The organism is Flavobacterium sp. 1355 (genome assembly GCF_017833415.1).
GTDB lineage: Bacteria > Bacteroidota > Bacteroidia > Flavobacteriales > Flavobacteriaceae > Flavobacterium.
On the sequence record NZ_JAFICC010000003.1, the window covers coordinates 55,230 to 73,336 of the forward strand.

Genomic DNA, 18,107 nt, shown 5'->3' on the forward strand with positions numbered 1-18,107 from the left:
TAATTTAATTACTGTCTTGGTTATTGAAATCGGTAAATCTTGCCAGTTACTCCGTAATAATATTTTCAGATTGATATTATAATGCAAAATCAAGTCAGTTCTTGTAAAGAATCTCAAAGATTGCCACGTTCCTGCAATCTGCAAGATGTCCGGTTGTATCACAACCGATATCTTGCCACCCCTTTACTCGGAACTCGTGGGCGGTGAAACCAAAAGAAAATAGTGCGTAAAAATGAAAAAGACAGATGATGAAAGAGCAAAACAAAAACAGGACAAAGTGGCTTCATCTCAGGCTCAAACCAGATGAATTTGAAATACTACACAAACGTTTCAGCAGATCAACCTGCCCAAAACTAAGTGATTTTGCAAGAAAAAATCTGCTGCAGAAACCCGTTGTGATGAAATACCGAAATGAATCTCTGGATGACTTACTCGGTGAATTGATACAGCTCAGAGCAGAGTTAAATGCTATTGGAAACAACTTTAACCAGGTCGTTAAAAAGTTACATACGTTAAATCAAATTCCGGAATTTAAACACTGGATAATGGCGTATGAACTGGAGAAAAAAGTACTTTTTAATTCTATTGATCAGATAAAAAACCACATTAAAAACCTATCCCAGAAATGGTTGCAGTCATAAATACAGGACATTCGCTGCGAAGCATTTTTAATTATAATGAAAACAAAGTTTCCATTGGTGCTGCTCAGTGTATCGGTGAGGGAAATTATCCCATGGATGTGGATCAAATGAGCCTTGATTTTAAATTAAAACTACTTTTAAAACAATTGGAATTAAATGAAAATGTCACCCGTAACAGCGTACATATCTCACTTAATTTTGATCCTTCAGAAACCGGTTTATCAAAAGAAAAACTAATGAAAATTGCTTCTGTCTATATGACTAAAATTGGCTTTGGCCTTCAGCCTTATCTCGTCTATCAGCATCATGATGCAGGACATCCGCACATTCACATTGTATCAATAAAAGTACAGGCTAATGGAAAACGCATTGACATGCAGAACATTGGAAAAAATCAGTCTGAAACAGCCCGCAAAGAAATTGAAAAGCAATTCTATCTCGTGCAGGCATCCGGTCAAAATAAAAAACAAAATACAGATATAAAGGCGGTTAATATTCATAAAGTCCAATACGGCAGATCCGAAACTAAAAAAGCAATTTCAGGCATTTTAAATGCTGTTGTTCCTCATTATAAATTCAGTACCATTGGAGAACTAAATGCAGTATTGAATTTATATAACGTATTGGCTGAGCGCGGTAGGGAAGATTCCAAAATGTTTCTGCATAGAGGACTTGTTTACAGAATAATTGACAATGAAAAGAAAGCTGTTGGGGTTCCAATTAAAGCCAGCAGTCTGTACACTAAACCGACACTTGAGTATCTGGAGAAAAAATTTACTTCAAATAAAACAGCACGTCTTTCGGATCTGAAAAGGATTAAAAATGAAATTGATTTTGCCTTTTTAAACAACAGTGGAACCACTGTTGAGCAGTTAGAAACAACACTCCAGAAAAAAGGTATTGCTATTGCTAGCAGAATAAATAATCAAGGATTTTTATTTGGAATCACATACATAGATCACACAACAAAATGTGTGTGCAACGGAAGTGTTTTAGGAAAATCGTATGCTGCAAAAGCTATTCAGGAGCGCTGTGAGAACACATCTATTGATAAAGTTTTAACAGCTTTTCAAAAAGTTGGTGAATTCAAAAACAAAGCTGAGGTTACTCAAAACACATCCAGTGATACTTTACAGGATCAGGACAAAATTTTATCATCCGACAGTGAATTGAAAGAACTCATCGATTCCATACTCAAATATGAATATGTTGGAAATTATGTGCCGAATCAATTAAAAGGCAAAAGAAAAAAAAGAAAGAGAAAAGGACAATCTGATAATCAATAAAACATATAGCCATGGGGATGCAGACAGGAGAAAATGATCAGGCTTTGAGAAAAATTTTAGATATGACCAGGCTTATTAGTATCATACTATTGAGCATTCATTTCTACTATGAATGTTATATCGCTTTTAAAAACTGGCAGCTGGTAAGTAAATTTAGCGATGCTATTTTAGGTAATATTTACAATACCGGATTATTTAGTAATTTTCATAAATGTAAATTGTTTGCCCTGGGATTTCTAATCATTTCCCTGCTTGGTGCCAAAGGCAGAAAAGATGAAAAACTGAGTTATAAAAATGCATTTGTCTATATACTCACAGGAGTGCTGCTGTACTTTATAAGTTATCTTTCCCTGCATCTTTCATCTGAAAAAACTTCCACAGCCATAGTATATATTTTTATAACATCAACCGGCTATCTTTTGATGCTCTCGGGAGGAACTCTGCTTTCCCGCATTATAAAAAACAGGCTTGGCTCCAAAGATATTTTTAATAAGGAAAATGAAACCTTTCCTCAGGAAGAAAGACTCCTGGAAAATGAATATTCCATTAATCTTCCTGCCCGGTATTATCTGAAGGATAAAATCCGAAACAGCTGGATTAATATCATAAATCCTTTTCGTGCGCTTATGGTTTTAGGTACGCCTGGTTCCGGGAAATCATACTTTGTAATACGACATGTAATTACCCAGCATATTCAAAAGGGATTCAGCATGTTTGTTTACGATTTTAAGTATGATGATCTCTCTAAAATTGTGTATAATACTTTTGAAAACTATAAACACGTATATAAAATAACCCCGAAATGTTATTTTATAAATTTTGATAATATTATGCATCGATGCAATCCACTTGACCCTCAGAGTATGGAAGATATAACTGATGCTTCCGAGTCTGCCCGAACTATTTTAATGGGACTCAACCGGGAGTGGATCAAGCGGCAGGGAGACTTTTTTGTGGAATCCCCAATTAACTTTTTATCGGCTGTAATCTGGTATCTCAGACGTTACAAAGACGGTGAATTCTGCACCCTGCCGCACGTTATTGAACTCATGCAGCTTGAGTATGATCTTTTGTTTACTATGCTTAGGACAGAAAAGGAAATTGAGGTATTAATAAATCCATTTATAAATGCATATTTAAACGATGCTATGGATCAATTGGAGGGACAGATTGCAACGGCTAAAATTGCAATGGCAAGGCTTTCCTCCCCTTCTCTATACTACGTTTTATCTGGCAATGACTTTACTTTGGATATCAATAATCCCCAGGAACCCAAAATTGTTTGTATGGGTAATAACCCTCAGAAAATCCAGATTTACGGTGCTGTTTTATCCCTTTATGTCAACAGGCTGGTGAAACTGGTCAATAAAAAAGGTAAAATGAAATCGAGCTTAATTTTTGATGAATTTCCCACTATTTATCTCAACAATATGGACAGCCTCATTGCCACGGCTAGAAGTAATAAAGTAGCTACCTGCCTGGGCATACAGGACTTCAGCCAGCTTAGAAAAGACTATGGTCGTGAACAGGCCGATGTGATCATGAATATAACAGGAAACATCATCAGTGGTCAGGTTACCGGAGATACATCCAAACAATTATCCGAGCGTTTCGGAAAAATAATGCAAGACCGTGAAAGCATATCAATCAATAGCGGAGATACATCCATCAGCCGTTCCAAACAACTGGAATCTGCCATACCTCCTTCCAAAATTTCAGCTCTAAGTTCGGGTAAATTTGTGGGTATGGTAGCCGATAATCCGGACTGCAAAATTGAACTCAAAACATTTCATTCGGAAATTATAAACGATCATCAGGCTATTAAAAAAGAAGAAGAAAACTACAAAGAAATTCCTGCTGTACGCAAATTAGATAATGCCATGATTCAACGAAATTACCTGCAGATAAAACAAGATATTCAAGACATAGTTCATTCTGAAATGGAACGTCTTTTAAATGATCCATCCCTTGCCTATTTAGTTATTAAAAAATAATTATTAGTTTAATTAATACATACAATTAAATATCTTTATTGAAAATATCTTAATACAACATCTTGTGATTCTAAATACTCTCAGTGAAATAACAAATTTTTCGAAAAATCAAATTAATAAATTTAGGGAAGTTTTGTTATCGGCAGGCGAAGTTCAAGAAAAAACTTTTGCCGGACTAATTGCAAAAAATCCAAAAATAGTAATTATTGATAATTTAGAAAATCCAAAAGGAATAGGTGCTTTAAAAATACCTTACGATAATCATCGGGATAAAGTTTTTAGATTATCTAAATCAACAGTAGATCCTAATTTGTTTAAATATGAATTGGGCTGGGTTGTTAGTTTAGAAAAAGGGAATGGAAATAAAATTATGGCCTTATTGGTTGATAATAACCACCGTATATATGCAACTGTTCGTAAAGATAACACCACCATGATTTATCTATTGAAAAAATACAAATTTAGTCAGGAAGGCGTTCCCTATTTATCAGACAGAGGTACTTATGAACTGTTATTATTTATAAGGTAATTTAAAAAAAACATAAAACTGTGAATCATAATCATCAACATTTAGAATTAAATGGGAAGCGGATATTTATTTGTGAACGCCATCATCATGTGCTTAAATTTTGGAGTGAATTTAAACTTTTAAATCCTTACCTTCTTAGTTTTGATCATCATACAGATACAAATAAAGCTTTCCAGCATTACATCCATCATAACAGGCATCCTGAGCAGAGCTTTGAGATACAGCAGTTTGATTTATTGTCAGGCATTATTGAAAATGATGTAATAGCTATAAATAAATTAACACATGCCGAACATATTGATGCGGCAATAAAAACAGGGATAATAAAAAAGGCCCTTATCTATAGTGAAGATAATATTTACGGAAAGCCTGAAATTTATACTATTAATGGGGATGAAAATTACAATGGGCAATTGATCATAATCAATAATAATTATGAGGATCCGGCTGTTGTAATTAGTACTGAAACTCTCGAATCAAATTTTAGAAAATTTGACCTTTGCATTTCCAGAGAAGACTGGATTGATAATTTTATATTGGATATTGATCTGGATTTTTTTAAGAGCACAAAGGCTTTTGTCCATTCTAATTTGTCTTTTCTAAAACAATTAATCGATAAATCAATTGCAATTTCTATCGCAACCGAACCCATTTTTATTAAATCATGGCAGGCTCAATATGACAATTCACTTAGTGTAGAATACCTGCTTGAAAAGATAATTGAGCTTATTGATTCTTAATCTTCTTCTATTGATATTATAAAATGAAAATATAATTTACCTCAAAAATCTACTTAAATAAGATAACATATATGATCACGGAGAAAGAATTACAAAATCAAATTATCGAATTAATTAAAAACGAAAGTTTTCATGAATCAATTAATAATCAGGAGTCAAGTATTGAAGCTTTAAATGTGAATTCTGATGAAGATCATATCCCACATTTGTCAATAGATGATTTATTAAAAAAAAAATATTCAAAATCTTGTATCCATGTATTAGAATCAATAATCGATTGCGAAATTATTACTGGGGATATGATCAAAGACATTTCTTTAAGTTCAGAAGAAAAACTCTTTCCTGATATAATTTTATTTAATCGTGAGTCAGCTCAGATTATATTAATAGAAAATAAGGTAAGTTCAAAAACTGGCAGAGAAGCAATAACTGAAGTTTTTGGCTATATGAATGAGATTAGAAATCACCTCCCTTTTACTTCTCATTATGATGTATCGATAATAATAATTTCTCCTACATTCGACACACTTTTGGATCACTCTATTTCTTCGAATATTTTATCTTCCAATATCAATCTACTTTGTCTTCTCCCTAATTTTGAAAGTGAGCAGCTGACTTTCGATATTCATTACCCAAAGTCCTGGACTCATATAGGACAAAATAACTTACCCAAAAATGGACTTGTATCCTATAGCTGGGGTCTTGCTAAAAAGGATGAGGGTGTCGACTTTAATGAGTTAGCAGTAATTAACCTGGCAAAAGAACTTATTGTTAATAATGCAAACAGATATAATTCCAGTGGTTTTTTATTAATATGGGAAAGCAGTTTGGTATATCAATCATTAAGTAAGTTTGTGATCACAATTTATGTCGTAAATCCGTTTTCTTTTCTGCCTAATGCAGATTTATATGGTTTTCAATATAGAAGTTCAGTTCTTTCCAATTATTTAAAAGAATACAATAACGATTATAATGGGTTAGTACATACCTCTTCGCTATTTAAGATTATGGACGATGCAGTAATTTTTTTGGAGGAATATTATAATATAGAAATTGATACTGCATCAGAATGGACTAGGGATTTTACCGATGAAAAATTTCGATTAGAAAGAAAACCAATTTTGTTTGATTCATGGGGATTAATTGGAGATTATGTTAGGTATTTCTACTTTCACCCGGCAGTAAGGAAACACTATTTTGAAAAAACCGACGATAACTTTCTTGGCCATTTAAATCCAATTATAGGTCTACAGATCATTAATATCATTACAAAAAACACTATTTTTAATGATGGTCACTTTCGTGGATATGATTTATTTAAATTTGGAAAGCAGTTGGCTAACTTTAATTACGCCTGCAAGAACGCGCTTCATGCTAAAAATGAGACTTTAAATAATGCGTTATTATTTTGGTCTGTTTTAGAAATTTCACAGTCCTTAAAGGAGATTCTTTTTTATGCCAGCAATACAATAGGAATAAAAGAAAATATTACTTTACATATACATCTGCCTTTAGACAGTAAAAGAGTAAAAACCGGTTATAGAGAACAAAATGATAAATTTTCAGAAAATTTCCAGGAGTTATTCCTCTCAGGGGATGTAAACAAAAAATACAGAGCAATATTTCAATTTGGATATTCTTATGGTATGTACTTCAATGATTCTCTCGTTGATACTATTTCCAAAAAAGATCAAATTACCATTGAAAAAGAAATTGCCGAATTTGTAAAAAAATACTTAATAAGTATTGCTCTTTCTGTAAAAGATAAGAATCGTAAACTAAATAAAACAGAAATTCTTTTTTTTAATACGTATTTTACAATAGAAGGTTTTTTCGAAACTTCTATTGTAGAAATTTCAAAAGTAATTGAGCACTCCTCTGATAAATTCTTAACTTCTATTTTTACCGAGTTTTTGGAATCTTTCACAGTTACAATTGGTATACCTTACAGGGAACTTCAAGAAATTTTTATTCCAAAATCAGTGGATTGGAAATGGATGAAATATTCACTAACAGAAAAATTTAAACAAGGTCTTAAGCGGGGTGTTGTAAACATTGAACCTAATGGAAGTATAACTATTTCTCAGATTGATGAAGATTTTAATTTCCTACCGGAAATTGAAAATGAGAATGAGATATATCTTAAAACGTATACTTCCACTGTGGGCGCTATCATTCGCAAAGTATTGTGGGATGATATAGAATCCGGAAAAGCTTTTCCTTCTTAGATCCTTAATGACTCTAAAATTCTTCTTTTGCCAATACTCTAATTAAAATTTAATTTAATTTAAACTTCATTTAGCTATTTCAAAGTACTTAAAATAATACATATGCCTGCTGCTACTAAAATAAACTGGTCCATCTTTAAAATGAAAAATGAAAATTACACAAAATCTTTTGAGGATTTGTGCTATCATCTTTTCTGCAGAAAATATGGAATTACAGAAGGAATACGTACTGATTATAATCAAACTGGTATTGAAACTGAACCTATAAAAGATCAGGATGGAAAATCAGTCGGGTTTCAGTCTAAATTTTTTGACAACAAGCTCAGCGACACAAGCTCAGTGAGTCAAATAATTAAATCAATAGGTAAAGCAAAGAATGCATACCAAGACCTAAAGACAATAATCATCTATACTCATCAAGCCTTTGGAAGTGAAAATCCTGCCTACAAACTAAAAATTGAACTTGCCGCCAAACCAATAAAAATTGAATGGTTTGTTAGCAGTAATTTTGAAGGCTCTTTATTTCATCCTGGAAATCTGGATCTGGCACAGCTTTATTTTGGACTTGCACAAGAAATTGTTTTTCTAAAGAATACTCTGCCTTCAGAAATGTTTACATTTCTCTCATCTCCCTTATGTATAAGTTTACCTCTTAGCGATGAAAATAATACCCAAATCTTAAATTTCCATAATTACATTCTAAAATCAAAGCAAAAAATATATTTGCTTACTGGCGGACCGGGGTCAGGTAAAAGTATAAGCTTGTATAGATTATTTCAAAACCTCTCAGGAATGAATACAGGCAATACTACTGAAATGATAGATCAGTTGACAAAGCAAAAGGCAATTCCTGTCCTCATTAACTTGCGAAACTGTATTACTGATAGTATCGAAAACATTATAAAAAGTAGATTAGATGAATACAATGTCGGTCATGGTTCACTAGGCTTTATTTTTCTATTTGATGGATTAGATGAACTTCCAGAACAAAAAATCGATTATGTACTATCCTACATAAACGAACTAAACAATAAAAAAAATACCATCAGAATAGTTTTCTCATGCAGATCCGGGAGTTATAATAAATTAAAAACAAAATCACATTTCAATACCATTGAACTTAGAATATGTGAATTAAATTTAGCTCACATTAAAACTTTTTTCCACGCCCGGGGCAATACAAATAAACTTAATTTACTTGAAAAATTTATAGTAGGAGAATCTGCAATATTAGGGGCAATAGACGATATTTTGCTTATAAATCTTTTTTATGATACTATAGAAGAGTTACATGAAGACAGTACAATAATTGACTTGCTCGACAAAAAGGTCAATCTTCTTTTAAAAAACAATAATCATAAAAAAAACATTGACCATCTTAACTTATTAAATCCTAAGGAAGATAAAATTATACTTTTACACGAGGATATTGCATATCATTTCCATCAAAAATTCCAGTTTAGATTTACTTTACCAGAACTACAAAATTTAATTAATATAAAACTACCGCAGCGTGATAGTATATCTATTAATCATCTTATCAATTATCTTATTGAACTTTTCTTTGAACATTCATTCGCAGGTATTGACCAGGGAGAAAGTTATATCTACCAGCATAGAAAATATCAGGAATATTTCTTTGCTAAAAAATTAAAAAAAGAGTTTGATAAGAACCCTGGCATAATCAGAAAATTAAAAGTTGTTTCTAATTCTGATTTCTTTGAAGATATGTTCCTGCCCTATTTAAAAGCTTCATACAAAAAAGAAAATAATCTTATCGGTTTTATTAAACTTAATCTAATCAAACTATATTCAGGTAATGATTCCTCGTGGGGCGGAGATGATCCGTATTATAGTGAATCTAATTTTTTTATAAAGACTTTAGCTGCTCAAAGTGACAGAGTATTTGAACAACTTTACAATGATGAAAATATTGGTATTTCAGAAAAAATATCTTCGCACTTTCCATCACACAATTCTTTAGAGGAATTAATATATAATTTTTTAAATGATAAAAAAAAATATAACCTTGAAGATAAGCTAATCAAAATTTACAATAAACTAGCCCATCTCCTAGAAGTAACAGCCATTCTGCATCAAAATAATCGAAGAACTCAGGCATTAGAAATTTTTAATCAATTCAATGATAGTCTGGAACAATTTAAAAAATCTAATCTCAAAGATTATTTAATAAAATCAAATAGAGGATTTTTAAATGATCCTTTTTGGGAAAAATGGGAATCGTTTATATATATACATATATTTATAAAAAATAACGATCTGCTTTCTACTTTTGAAACATTAATCGTAAAAAATTATTCTAAAATTAAAAATGAAGATTTATATTATTCTGCAGAAGAAAAAGGAAAAGAAAAGCTTGTCAAGTCATTTATCCGTGTTGTACTGAATTTTAAGCAACATGAACTTATTTCACTATTGGACGTATTTGAAAATTATGAGTTCACTGCTTTATTAGAATTATTAGCGGATCCAAAATATCTGCATTTATATTTCGAAAATACGTCTTTAAAAAGCAGAATAGATCAAAAAATCAAGTCATCAGCACTGGATAAAAATAATGTATATGTACTTTTCTTTAAAAAGATTTCAGGAAATAAATTAAATAAACAAGAAAAAGACTTTATCGAACAGGCACTTAAAGATTTACGAAGTGAAACTGAATATGATATCAAAAGGAGGAAAAAATTACATGAATATGCTGTAACGGCTTTTAATATAGATGAATTTTCATTTGAGATAATTTTTAAAGAATACAGAAACGATTACAACTATTATCATGAGATTTCGCTATACAGCTCAATATTAAAAGGATATTTAGAAATTTTAAGTGGTAAAGATTCACTCATAAACTTAATTGCAAAGTTTAAAAAATACAATAATATTCATTTAAGAGATAATTTAAATAAATATTTTAAATCTGAATTCGCATATTTATGGGCTGCAATTTTCTCCATAACTTCAATTGAAATTTTTGAAAAAAAACAGCTTATAAAATTATTTCTTGATAAAAACCACAGCATTGACATTTTTGAATTTTATTCAAATCTATGTGAATTCAATCCAAGATTATGTAAAACTCTTTTAGATAAAATTACCTTAGAGAATATAAAAAAAATTGAAAAGAATAAAGATGAAGACATGATGAGCAATGTTAATAATCAATTCAGGATGGCAATATTATATTCAGAGATTGATGATCAAAAAGCAATAAACCATATAACTACAGGCATAACAAACAGTCTGCTAAAACATGGGTGGAGAAAAGATACAATTATTTGCTATAATCTTGTTGATGCATTGGGAATAATATGGAGAAATCAATGGTACAACAAAAATAAATTACTACAAATTACCAAGAAAGTTTATGAATTAACAATTAAGGCTGCCACTATTACAGATGGTAAATTCACTTGGAAAGGCCCCTATTATTTTATTGAAATACTATCAAAATATGATGTAAAACTAGCCCAGAAATACCGCAATAAATTCAGAAAAAAAGAAGTGAAATATTCGCCTAATCTTAGTACTCCCATCATACTTTCTATGATAAAGGAAGGTTATGGAATAGAAGAAATTGAAACAGAAATAAAAAGGATACCGTTGGCTTATAATCATTTAGGAAACCCAACAAGTCAATACCATATAGAACGTTTTAAAACCTATTTAGCAATGGCCGTTAGTTATTTTCTTTCTGAAGTAGAGCAGGCAAAAGCATTTGAAAATGCGCATAATGAAATTTCAGATTTATTGTCTTATGAAACCTCCCATGTCGATTGGAAAAATGAGCTGTCTGATGAAATTCCAGAGTATAAAAGACTTTGCGCCAAATATAAAAAAAAATATGAAATCCCTGCTTTTGAAATTATTTCTGATACTGAAAATGCAGTCCCTGAGTTATTATTGATGGAACATTTAAGTGTTGTAAAAAATAAAACCCAATTGAAAAAATGGTATACAAATTTCGATCGGGATATTGATTCAACAATTGAAAATTTTGATTCCTGGCAGGAAATAGTAGATGTAACATATACCCGAAATGAGAATATTTCAATGCTTCTTGAGTTGATGAAAAGAGATTACTTTCCAAGCTATAACTCTTTTACAAATGGTGCTAAATTTTATCATTTAGCCCTCGCAGCTGCCTTAGGGAATATGAATACAAGACAAGAAGCCTTAGATTTTTTGTTTGACAACTCCGGACATGGTGGATTTTTGCATATTTTGGAAAGTTATGAAATCCTTCGGGATGAGAAAATGGCAAAATCACTTTTCAAACATTACCTGCGATTCTGCGATTTTTTAGTTAATTAATAGGATTGTAAATTACTTTTATCAATGTTCAAAATCATATATTTTCTAATTCCTTTTTTATTATATAATAGAATATAGTTAATTTATAAATTCAATAGTATTTCCTAATTGGGCAATAATTTGTTTCTCTGAAATGACATTTGGTACAGCAATAAAACAAGAAACTTCGGGTCTTGATAAGGCAACATACAGCATTCTTTGTTTTTCACTTGGAAGACTTGCAGGTCGCACGAAATCTGTCAAAGATATATTCTGCCCGGAACTGTTATGGCTAAGAACTAACAAGATAGTAGTAAATGTCATTCCCTTTATCTTATGAATTGTTGAAATAGGGAATGGAGTTGTAATCTCCGGAAACAAAAGTTCTTTCAAATTTAAAGCGTAAAATACAGCTCCTTTTTGCTTTAGCTGTAAATCTATATCAATTCCAAAATGAGCCTTAACATATGTTGTAATATTTACAGTCCAATTTTTAAGCGTATCATCAATTTTAGGCATACCTTTTAAAAATTCAAATAACCTGATATTAAAATTAACATCTTCTTTTAATTTTTTTATTTCTTCTTTTTTAGCGTTATAGTCTGATCCTGAAAAACATATTTCCACAAAAAACACCCTTAAATCATCAATTGAAGATTTAGTGTTTCCTTTATCATAGTGATGCTGTGCATTAATAAGCATTTTAGCAAGACTATTTTTCCAAGGTTCTTCTGATGGAGGTTTTATACCGAATTTCTCTAGATGTGTGCCACCGCGAACTAAAATGTAATTGGAAGAATCTGAATCAACCAGTTTTTGATATTGCTCAATCAATGACGTAGGGTCATTCTCATCATATCTTATAACTTTTACTTGATGATCAGTTCCGTGCTTACAAGTTGAAATAATTGCTTTTTCTGCAGCATTTCTAAATAAACTGTACATATCTATAATATTTTGGGAAGATCTTCGACAGTCACTGAATCTAATAGCCTGCCATTGTGCTGCATCGTTAAATCTATTCAGAAACATGTCAGGTCTTGCCTCTCTAAATTCATACAGACTTTGATAAGGATCCCCAACAAATTCAATGTTAGACAAACCGGCACTTATTAAAATATCAAATATTTTGTACTGTATTTCAGAGGTATCCTGCGCCTCGTCTATAATGATGTAAGGAAACCTTTCTACAAGATATTGTGCTATTTGTGGATACGTTTCCAATAACTTACATGCAAGATAAGTGGAATCATCATTATTAATAAAGCCATTATTGATCTGCCAGTCCTTAAAAGCTTTTGCATAACGTTCAAATACGGCTATATCGGCAACTTTCGGATTACATTTATTTCCATCCCAAGTATATGTCCCATCTATTTCAATCTTAAGTCTTGAAGGAGGGTAAGAAACTTTTAGTGGTTGACCTTTTATGTTTGGAAACCATCCCAAGTGCATATCATTTAAGAATTCAACAGTATTTAAAATTGAGGGACGCTTACTTGGTACAGAAAGCATATGATAAAACGGAAGCGTAATATATTGATTTATAAAGCTATCAATTGTTGAGATGATATTTGGATAACCTAAACTTATACCTTTAATTTCTTCGTATTTCTTACCTATCTCATCCTTGGCAACATTAGTAAATGATAAACATGCAATGCCAGAATATTTACCATATTTTTTCTCACATTCCTCTATAAGTGTAGTTAGCTTATAAGCTACAGCAGTAGTTTTACCACTGCCCGGGCAAGCATTAAGAACTATTTTTCCTCTTGCTTTAAGATAAGGACTATTATCTGCAGTTATTTCAAAGTTCATTTTTTATACTGTATGTTTGATTGCCTTGGATAGATATTTTGGAACTTCAAATATAATTGATACCCCATCGGCTATTGCAGTTTCTATGCATAAAGAAAAATCTTGCGCAAAAGAAGCTTTTGCAGGTAATGATTTCCATACTAAAATTGCCAGTTTTTCTTTTTCTTGAGAACTCAGCACTTCGTTTGGAAGACTATTGAGATACTCCTCTATCAATTGATATTTTTCTGTCTCATTTTTTGAAATATATTCAATTAAAAAGTTTTTTGGAAAATCTGTTTTTGTATCTGCTACATTTGCAATTGCAATTTCAAACTCAAGTGTTTTGAAAGCAGTAAATAATTTAATATTACTTTTATGCGATCGAATGGCTGATGTAAGATTTCCAATCCTATTATTGATAATCGAAGAATAAAGCCCACCATGAAAGGTATCAAGATTCTTAAATTTTTTAGCGGTAAGATTTTTAAATGAATTTTTTTCTTTTGCAAACCTATCATCATCTGTTATAATTGCAGCTTTGTGTCCAATTCTTTTGTCTGGATTTGTTGAATTAAAGAGGTGGATAAATGCATAAAATGAGATACCATCAACACTGACTAATTCACACCGATGGTCTTCAAGTTTTAAACCCAAAAATTCAGAAAAAGCTTTTAACAGTAACTTTTCAGATATCCCCTCTACAAACAAAAGTCCACGTGCAAAAAAAAGCTGACTTTTTGTTACATCTAAGTATCGTTCTAATTGTTTTTTTCTGTAGCTAAAATCATTAGCCGTCAAAGTTTTCTTTTTTAATATCTGCTCTATTATATTCTCTGGCACTCTATCTTCAAAACATCCTCCTATATTAACAGCATTTTCACGTAATAGTATAATATTATCCAAACTTGCTTTTGAAGTTAATGTAGGCGAATGAGAAGTAATAAACAACTGACAGTTATTTGGGGTACTTGCCGTTTTTAAAAAATTATAAAGATTAAGTTGTAATTGAGGGTGCAGATGTGCCTCTGGTTCTTCGATTAAAAGTGCAAAATGCTGATTTGCATCATCAGTTATACGTTCTTTTATATCGCCCAGAATAATCGCAATGTAAATCAGGTTATTAAAGCCCAGACTATTTTGCCATAAATTAAATCCATCATTTTCAAGAAGCTTTTTATCATGCGGAAGATATGGTTTTATCACATTGAATATACTTTCAATCTTTGCAGATTCTTCTATTCGTAGTCCAATTTGATTATCCTTGGATATTTTAAAGATTTCATCTAAATGAGAATTTACACTTGTTCTTGTGTCTTTAACTTCTTGTCGTTTGAGTAAATCATCATTGGCTGTTTTGATGATTTTTCTAAACTTATCTTCAGATTTAGAGCGTTCTACCAAACGTTTAATAACTGATCCCAACATATTTGATCTGACATTCAAGAGATCGTTAGTACTGTCTCTTAGTGCCCCTAAATAATAATGTTGAAAGATATCAAAAGTTCCTGAATCAGCTTTTTGCTCCACTGTTGCTCCTGTATAATAAGCGAATTTTGGATAGGTTTTTTCCCTAAGATCATAAATCAATACTATTTGTGCTAAATCATTATCAGGATTTACAGGATCTAAAATTAAATATTCATAGAGTGCACCCTTTTCTGAAACCGATAAACCTTTAAATATATATTTTATCTCAATTCTTTTGCTTTGATTCCCTGTTTTACTGTCAAAGTAAAAATCTTCATTATTAACATATATATCTTTTTTTTGATTTCCTAAATTGTACATCAGTCGAATGGAATCAACCACAGCCGTTTTACAGCATCCATTTTCACCAATTATTATATTAAGTTTAGGGTCAAAATTTACCTTTAGGGATTTTACTCCCTTATAATTTTGAATATTTATCGTTGACAGATACATACATGTGTTTTTATAAATGTAATAATATAAGAATTAACATTAATTGAACTATTAATAAAAAACGTTAAAAATACAGAACTGATCATTAGAATTGATAGGTATAAATACTCCTTTTTAAATTAAATTCGGGAGCATCTCAAAATGTTTTTCCTTTTTTTAGCTTTATACAAACGGCAATAACTATTTTTGAAATCATTAAAAAGAAACCATGAGCTTAACAATTAATTTGCAAAATGAAAAAGTATACTTAGAATATTACCCTCAAGATGGCGTAAGGTGGATAAACGAAAATTTTGATAAAGATGAGGATTTACTAGTAAAAAGAACTTTTAATTTTTCCAAGAAAGATATAACCCGTAACGATGATAGTCCTTTTGGAGACAGTATGGAATTTCTTATTGGGGTATTAGAAAATGATTATTATAAAATAAACAAAAGAATCTTATCTACCGATAATGACGTTTTGTTTCATAAATCTATTGAATTAAGAATTAAGCATTTCATTGTAAATAGTAACATATCTATTCTTTTAAAATTCGAAAGACTTGCCAAGCAGCAAATTATTATTGGTGGAGATAAGGAAAATGCTATCGACGAAAATATTTTTAATGATATCATTAATTCTTTTCCATCACGAACAGAACAAAATCATTATGTAAATTCTAGGATAACTAATGTTCTATCGCAATACCTGGATGGTGTAACGGACTCCGGAAAAGCATTTGAAAAATATCTTGAAAGGAGGAACAAAATTGGTAACCTTAATACATTATCATCTATTAAGAATTACGAATATGAAAAATACTTATTTATATTAAAAACATTGAAAAAGATGCTCGCCAATATCGATAATTTCACCGAGAAAGATTGGCAAAATCAAATCATTGAGATCATATTAATTATTTATCCTAAGTATATCAAATGTTTTTCTGAAGTTATGATTAAAGATTATTACACCAATCCAAAGCCGACCAATCGTTCTATCGATTTGATGCTTATTGATGCAAATGGTACTGTTGATGTTATCGAAATAAAAAAACCTTTTACTAATTGCGTGGTTACAAAAAGAACTTATAGGGATAACTACACGCCAATGAAAGAACTATCAGGAACAGTAATGCAGGTGGAGAAATATTTATTTCATCTTAATAAATGGGGTGCCCAAGGTGAGCATGTTTTAAATCAAAAATATCAGTCTATGATACCTTCTGATATGAAAATAAAAATAACTAACCCAAAAGGTATAATCATATTGGGCAGAAATGATAATTTATGTAATGAGCAACTTTTTGATTTTGAGATTATCAAGCGCAAATATTCCAATGTAATGGATATTATTACATATGATGATTTGATAAACAGGTTAGAAAATATATTACAGAAATTTAAAAATAATCCCGAATAATTTTTTTGTCCTTAAGACTATTTATCATCCCATTTTTCAATTCTAATTTTGTGCAAAAAAACTCGAAAGTCTAATTGATTAAAATTATGCTGTTAATCATTAAGTGTTACAATAAAATCAATCATATCAAGCTTAATAAGTTCCCAGTGCCTTCCCCTGAGGCACAAAGGTTCAAAGTCTTCGTCGGCGCTGCTGAAATCTTTAAACTTTTGTTTTAGAAGTTCCCTGTCATGGGTGTAAGGATATCTTTTTTTATGTAGTTCGAACATCTCATTTATTGTAAAATCATCCCTTAATCTGTCAATGTCCCAAAAGTCTTTTTTTCTTCCGGTTCGCTGCACCACGTCGAGTTTCATCGCTGTAATTTCCGCCCTGCTGGCCAGTCTGATTCCATTGAACACCTGAACCTCCTCTATAAAATGGTCGGTGTAATAAAGGTCGAGTTTTACACTCTCTTCCTCACTTCTGCCCACATAATAGGATTTGCCCATCCCAATTGGGGATAAATCCAGTGAATCCACATAAAAATAATGTGCTTTTAAATAGTCATCTATGGCTTTAAAATCAAGGCTTCCATAATCCGCATCACTGAAAAGATCAATATCTACCGACATCCGATGACCATAATACAGGCTTAGCGCAGTGCCTCCTACAAGACGAAACGCCTTAAACTCCTCCGCCTGCATCAAATCTTCCAATATGCTTTTCAAAAGGGGTGTAACGGTATTGAAATGTAAAGGCATAACTTTATTTCTTTAAAATGGAATTAACGGTATCGGGTCCATAAAATTGCGTAATCGCTTTTTTTTCCTCTTCATTGCCACGTTCAAAAACCCTCTTGATAACAGCTTTTTTTTGTTTTTGCCAGTCTATCTTTTGAATGTCCGTATCCCAAAAAATAATTTTTCTGAGCTTTGTAAAGTCAGGCCTTGGATTGTTTTTATTCTTCTGCTGGTCTTCTTTCTTCTTTTCCTGCTCAATATCATAATACACCTGCAGGATCATAAAATAACCTTCCTCTATCTCAAGTGACTTCTCAATCTTAATCGCCAAAGAGGTATTCATCCTTCGTTTGCCTTTGGTGATAGCCGTCAATGTCTGTGGAAACTCTCCAAGCGAAATAGCAAACTGCCCCTTGGCCAAATGGCGTTTTTCCAATTCACGCTCCAGTACAAACCCCGGATGTATTCCTTTTATCGTATCGAGTGTCGTTTTCATAATGCAAAAATAAACAATTTTGTTTACAC

At 31.4% G+C, this 18,107-nt stretch carries 12 protein-coding genes; 8 read left to right on the top strand and 4 right to left on the bottom strand.

The features are described 5' to 3' along the window. The first annotated feature begins 245 nt into the window (after window positions 1-245). The 7 genes from JOD96_RS04490 to JOD96_RS04520 all read left to right on the top strand — a co-directional run bounded on the left by JOD96_RS04490 (window position 246) and on the right by JOD96_RS04520 (window position 11,750). Window positions 246-641: a plasmid mobilization protein gene (locus tag JOD96_RS04490; protein ID WP_317195271.1), complete on the top strand. Its 396-nt coding sequence runs from the start codon at window positions 246-248 to the stop codon at window positions 639-641. After that, window positions 626-1,927 carry a relaxase/mobilization nuclease domain-containing protein gene (locus JOD96_RS04495; protein WP_209563075.1) on the top strand — a complete coding sequence of 434 codons (1,302 nt, stop codon included), beginning with the start codon at window positions 626-628 and terminating at the stop codon, window positions 1,925-1,927. The genes JOD96_RS04490 and JOD96_RS04495 overlap by 16 nt, the downstream gene beginning before the upstream one ends. A 17-nt stretch (window positions 1,928-1,944) precedes the next feature. Then, a complete protein-coding gene (gene mobC, locus JOD96_RS04500) occupies window positions 1,945-3,921 on the top strand; it encodes a conjugal transfer protein MobC (RefSeq protein WP_209563312.1) in 1,977 nt (658 codons plus the stop codon). Window positions 3,922-3,985: 64 nt separating this feature from the next. Further along, window positions 3,986-4,450, top strand: coding sequence for a hypothetical protein (locus JOD96_RS04505; RefSeq protein ID WP_209563076.1), 465 nt, complete (start codon window positions 3,986-3,988; stop codon window positions 4,448-4,450). Between the two features lie 20 nt (window positions 4,451-4,470). Further along, complete coding sequence (locus tag JOD96_RS04510) at window positions 4,471-5,190, top strand: hypothetical protein (RefSeq protein ID WP_209563077.1); 720 nt, start codon at window positions 4,471-4,473, stop codon at window positions 5,188-5,190. Window positions 5,191-5,261: 71 nt separating this feature from the next. Then, window positions 5,262-7,418, top strand: coding sequence for a hypothetical protein (locus JOD96_RS04515; protein ID WP_209563078.1), 2,157 nt, complete (start codon window positions 5,262-5,264; stop codon window positions 7,416-7,418). 102 nt (window positions 7,419-7,520) lie between these two features. Then, window positions 7,521-11,750 carry an NACHT domain-containing protein gene (locus tag JOD96_RS04520; RefSeq protein ID WP_209563079.1) on the top strand — a complete coding sequence of 1,410 codons (4,230 nt, stop codon included), beginning with the start codon at window positions 7,521-7,523 and terminating at the stop codon, window positions 11,748-11,750. A gap of 78 nt (window positions 11,751-11,828) precedes the next feature. Here JOD96_RS04520 and JOD96_RS04525 read toward each other — a convergent pair whose 3' ends face one another. Continuing rightward, the gene (locus JOD96_RS04525) at window positions 11,829-13,550 is read right to left on the bottom strand and encodes a DEAD/DEAH box helicase (RefSeq protein ID WP_209563080.1); all 1,722 of its coding nucleotides are present in this window, start codon (window positions 13,548-13,550) and stop codon (window positions 11,829-11,831) included. Window positions 13,551-13,553: 3 nt separating this feature from the next. Further along, window positions 13,554-15,455: an ATP-dependent nuclease gene (locus JOD96_RS04530; RefSeq protein ID WP_209563081.1), complete on the bottom strand. Its 1,902-nt coding sequence runs from the start codon at window positions 15,453-15,455 to the stop codon at window positions 13,554-13,556. Between the two features lie 208 nt (window positions 15,456-15,663). Here JOD96_RS04530 and JOD96_RS04535 point away from each other — a divergent pair, with 208 nt between their 5' ends. After that, window positions 15,664-16,860 carry a Shedu immune nuclease family protein gene (locus JOD96_RS04535; RefSeq protein WP_209563082.1) on the top strand — a complete coding sequence of 399 codons (1,197 nt, stop codon included), beginning with the start codon at window positions 15,664-15,666 and terminating at the stop codon, window positions 16,858-16,860. Window positions 16,861-16,952: 92 nt separating this feature from the next. Here the strand turns inward: JOD96_RS04535 and JOD96_RS04540 are convergent, their stop codons facing one another. Both JOD96_RS04540 and JOD96_RS04545 read right to left on the bottom strand, forming a co-directional pair. Continuing rightward, a complete protein-coding gene (locus JOD96_RS04540; RefSeq protein ID WP_209563083.1) occupies window positions 16,953-17,603 on the bottom strand; it encodes a nucleotidyl transferase AbiEii/AbiGii toxin family protein in 651 nt (216 codons plus the stop codon). Window positions 17,604-17,607: 4 nt separating this feature from the next. Beyond that, window positions 17,608-18,078, bottom strand: coding sequence for a transcriptional regulator (locus JOD96_RS04545; protein WP_209563084.1), 471 nt, complete (start codon window positions 18,076-18,078; stop codon window positions 17,608-17,610). Between the last annotated feature and the right edge of the window lie 29 nt (window positions 18,079-18,107).

What these genes read in the sequence shown, in the direction of transcription:
- JOD96_RS04530 (WP_209563081.1), bottom strand. Translation starts at nt 15,455, where the DNA reads ATGTATCTGTCAACGATAAATATTCAAAATTATAAGGGAGTAAAATCC.
- JOD96_RS04490 (WP_317195271.1), top strand. Translation starts at nt 246, where the DNA reads ATGATGAAAGAGCAAAACAAAAACAGGACAAAGTGGCTTCATCTCAGG.
- JOD96_RS04540 (WP_209563083.1), bottom strand. Translation starts at nt 17,603, where the DNA reads ATGCCTTTACATTTCAATACCGTTACACCCCTTTTGAAAAGCATATTG.
- mobC (WP_209563312.1), top strand. Translation starts at nt 1,945, where the DNA reads ATGCAGACAGGAGAAAATGATCAGGCTTTGAGAAAAATTTTAGATATG.
- JOD96_RS04520 (WP_209563079.1), top strand. Translation starts at nt 7,521, where the DNA reads ATGCCTGCTGCTACTAAAATAAACTGGTCCATCTTTAAAATGAAAAAT.
- JOD96_RS04545 (WP_209563084.1), bottom strand. Translation starts at nt 18,078, where the DNA reads ATGAAAACGACACTCGATACGATAAAAGGAATACATCCGGGGTTTGTA.
- JOD96_RS04535 (WP_209563082.1), top strand. Translation starts at nt 15,664, where the DNA reads ATGAGCTTAACAATTAATTTGCAAAATGAAAAAGTATACTTAGAATAT.
- JOD96_RS04525 (WP_209563080.1), bottom strand. Translation starts at nt 13,550, where the DNA reads ATGAACTTTGAAATAACTGCAGATAATAGTCCTTATCTTAAAGCAAGA.
- JOD96_RS04495 (WP_209563075.1), top strand. Translation starts at nt 626, where the DNA reads ATGGTTGCAGTCATAAATACAGGACATTCGCTGCGAAGCATTTTTAAT.
- JOD96_RS04515 (WP_209563078.1), top strand. Translation starts at nt 5,262, where the DNA reads ATGATCACGGAGAAAGAATTACAAAATCAAATTATCGAATTAATTAAA.